The organism is Oleiphilus sp. HI0125 (assembly GCF_001635355.1).
This window is the reverse complement of sequence record NZ_LWGF01000074.1, coordinates 1-1,124: the sequence shown is the minus strand read 5'-3', so window position 1 is coordinate 1,124 and position 1,124 is coordinate 1. Positions and strand designations below refer to the sequence as shown.

The 1,124-nt window shown below is 49.0% G+C and carries 1 protein-coding gene; it reads right to left on the bottom strand.

The window, feature by feature from the left end:
* The coding region (locus tag A3762_RS01250) for an acyl-CoA dehydrogenase family protein (protein WP_197468925.1) at positions 1–1,124 on the bottom strand (1,124 nt) is incomplete at both ends.

Below are 1,124 nucleotides of genomic sequence, written 5' to 3'. Positions count from 1 at the left end.
ACTAGTTAAAGCAAACATGCGTAGGAGCGGTGTTGCTGCTGCGCCCGCTTCTTCTGGATCGCTCATCACTGTTTTCACCAATCCCATCAAGGTTTGGGTCAACTTCGCGATGAACTGCTCAGCTTGCTTCTTATGCTCTGGCAATGCATCAGCGATCAAGTCATTCATTGCTGCGATATAAGTGCGAGGTAAACGACCGCCGCGCATCGTCAGCTTACGTCCGATCAAATCAAGCGCTTGAATACCATTTGTGCCTTCGTAGATACGTGCAATGCGTCCATCACGTAATAACTGCTCTACTGGCCAATCTTGGGTGTAACCGTTACCACCCATAGACTGAAGTGCCGCATCTGCGCTGAAGTAGCCTTCGTCAGTCAAGAATGACTTCACGATTGGCGTCATGATCTGGAATAAATCATCTGCTTTTTCGCGATCCGCTTCTTCTGGAGCTGCATGTGCTAAGTCTTGCTGATAAGCAGCCCAATACGCCATTGCGCGGCCAGCTTCAATCAACACCTTTTGCTTAAGCAGCATACGACGTACATCTGGGTGAACAATAATTGGATCTGCTGGACCATCTGGGTTTCTAGGGCCAGTCAATGAACGGCTCTGCAGGCGGTCTTTCGCGAAAGCCAAAGATACTTGGTAACCGGTTTCAGCTAAACCAAGACCCTGCATACCTACCATGATGCGCGCAGCGTTCATCATCGTAAACATGCACTTCAAACCTTCATTCTCTTTACCAACAAGCCAGCCTTTCGCACCCTCAAAGTTCATGACACAAGTCGCTGATCCTTTTATCCCCATTTTGTGTTCTAGGCCGCCACAGAACGCAGGGTTACGTGAACCATCTTCAAGGAATTTCGGAACCAAGAACAATGAGATGCCCTTACTGCCTGCAGGCGCATCCGGAAGCTTTGCCAACACCAAGTGAATGATGTTATCAGTCATATCGTGATCGCCGCCTGTAATCCAGACCTTGTTACCGGTGATCGACACACTACCGTCCGCTTGCGGCTCAGCTTTAGTTTTGATTAGACCAAGATCTGTACCACAATGTGGTTCTGTCAGACACATCGTGCCAGTCCACTCGCCCGCAATAAGCTTCGGCAAATAGTAAGACT